The 1657-nt window shown below is 42.5% G+C and carries 2 protein-coding genes; one reads left to right on the forward strand and one right to left on the reverse strand.

What is annotated here, in order from left to right; translation table 11 throughout:
* Positions 1 to 227: 227 nt before the first annotated feature.
* Positions 228 to 512: a hypothetical protein gene (locus tag KDK17_RS07560; RefSeq protein WP_257276089.1), complete on the forward strand. Its 285-nt coding sequence runs from the start codon at positions 228 to 230 to the stop codon at positions 510 to 512.
* Between the two features lie 203 nt (positions 513 to 715).
* On the opposite strand, the gene KDK17_RS07565 is transcribed toward KDK17_RS07560, so the two are convergent.
* Positions 716 to 1180, reverse strand: coding sequence for a hypothetical protein (locus KDK17_RS07565; RefSeq protein ID WP_257255152.1), 465 nt, complete (start codon positions 1178 to 1180; stop codon positions 716 to 718).
* Between the last annotated feature and the right edge of the window lie 477 nt (positions 1181 to 1657).

Below are 1657 nucleotides of genomic sequence, written 5' to 3' on the forward strand. Positions count from 1 at the left end.
GTCTAAACACGTATGGCTTAAGGGGATTAAATGTGTTCAATAGGGGGATTTATGAATATAAACACTACCGGAACAGATGCTTACGGGCTTCATAAAAACAGTTTTGTTGAAAAGAATGATGAAATTTTGACTCAGAGCCGAGAGTAGTTAAAAGTTTTTCAAAAAAACGATCGGTTGAAGATAGATCCTCTGTACTGGTAAAACGGGAAAGAGAGCTTGGTTCGGATATGCCTGGTTGCAGTCATCAGGCAACTAACCAAGCTATTCCTGAGCGAAAAGTTTCCAACTGGGTTGCTATGGATATTTGTGAGGTCGTACATGAGGCAGGGGGCAGAGTGAGCGAGATGTTTACTGTTAAGGAAGTGGCTGGACATTTTCGAAGTATCATTGAAAACCTTATACATTCGTTTAGATACAAAAAAATTGCAATAGAGGAGTATAAGGTTGATCAAAGAGACGAAGTAACAGGTATTTTTATTGATTTTATTTTATGTCAGGAAGGTCTGGTTTGAAGAGTCACAACATCTACTGAAGGCGATTTTTACTGAGCGGGCAGAAGAGGCATCGAAATTAATGTACCATGAATTATGTTATAGTCTCGGGGATATGCTGATTGATTATCTCAACAAAAAAGCGAACGTACCGGATGTTGAGGTCACATCGTAATTTTACGTTTTCAACCTCTAACGCAACAAAGGCTTGTACAATCTTGTCTCTAGCCTCGGGGGTTAACAATCCAATTAGTTGCAATCCCTCTTCCAGAGTCTCGATGCGTTTCTGTTGATTCATCTGGTTCCTCCAGAGTCATGGAAGTCCTGTCGGGTCGAGTAACAAAGGCGGATTTCTTCTTAGCCAACTCAACTAGTTGGTCTGGGTCGAGGTGAGGATTGAAGATGCTGGCTCCTTTATAGCGGAACCACTCACGCATTTCATGTTCTTCTGATGCTTTAATAGCAGCGAAACATACGCCTACAATCTCTTGTTTGCACATGTATGGGCTTAAATAGTGTTTTCCGCTCTTCCATGCCGTATTTTGTTTACTCACGCTACAGACGCCTACAGAGGCATCTACGGAGACTTGAATATAGGAACGACCGTGCCCTTCATATACTTGAATAGTCCAGCCGTCTTTGTATGTCACTTTGGAAACGATGTCTTTGATGTCGTCTAGTGTCAGCATACTAAGTCCTTCAATGAAAAAAGCCCCCTATTCGGGAGCTTTTGTTGGGTCGTTTGGGTCATCGTACGGATTGAATCGGGTTGCACGATTCTCCTTTTCTTTGTACTTGGCAGGGTCTTTCGTCTCTACCGGTACACGACCAGTACGTGGTACCTTCGTACGATTGTCCGGTTTTTGCACAATTGCCATTATGTGTTTTCCTCAATGACTTGGTCGTAGTTTAAGCCAGCGTTTTCAATCTCAACTTTGTAAGATGGAAGGTCTACTGCCTTGATGAATGTTCCGTTCAGGGCAATGCCCTTACGGTCTTTGACACTGTACACGACAAAAATCAGGAGTAAGCCAACGAGATCCACTATCTTGAGATTTTTCGCTAAAAATACCGCACGATTATGGAACCCGCTGACTTACTCATTGAGCAGTTTAGAACCTATCTGAACTGCAACAAGTGTCGACTGAGTGTTCTTGCCTATCTTG

The sequence above is a fragment of the Endozoicomonas sp. SESOKO2 genome, assembly GCF_024606245.1.
Classification (GTDB): Bacteria; Pseudomonadota; Gammaproteobacteria; order Pseudomonadales; family Endozoicomonadaceae; genus Endozoicomonas_A.

Coding starts and splice junctions, on each gene's coding strand:
- KDK17_RS07560 (WP_257276089.1), top strand. CDS start 228: ATGCCTGGTTGCAGTCATCAGGCAACTAACCAAGCTATTCCTGAGCGA.
- KDK17_RS07565 (WP_257255152.1), bottom strand. CDS start 1,180: ATGCTGACACTAGACGACATCAAAGACATCGTTTCCAAAGTGACATAC.